This window comes from Shigella sp. FC1967 (genome assembly GCF_001743005.1).
GTDB lineage: Bacteria > Pseudomonadota > Gammaproteobacteria > Enterobacterales > Enterobacteriaceae > Proteus.
This window is the reverse complement of record NZ_MIIZ01000424.1, coordinates 1-219: the sequence shown is the minus strand read 5'-3', so window position 1 is coordinate 219 and position 219 is coordinate 1. Positions and strand designations below refer to the sequence as shown.

General features: G+C 48.4%; 1 pseudogene. It reads right to left on the bottom strand.

Going from position 1 to position 219, the window contains the following annotated elements:
* Positions 1-120: pseudogene (locus BHE89_RS27335) on the bottom strand (RNA-guided endonuclease TnpB family protein); the annotation flags it as partial.
* Positions 121-219: the final 99 nt, after the last annotated feature.

Below are 219 nucleotides of genomic sequence, written 5' to 3'. Positions count from 1 at the left end.
CGCTTGGTTTTCGTCAACAATTGCACGAGAGAGTTTGTGTTGAAAATCAGCACGGGCATTGGCTACCCGTTCGTGTACACCTGCAAGCTGTATTCGGGCTTTACGGCGATTAGCACTCCCCAGTGTGATACTTTTTCAGCGCCCCCCGTAATTTCACGATGTAAACGCGCTTCAATCGGTGCGATTTTCGGGATTTTTTATCGCGCCATCAATGACTTT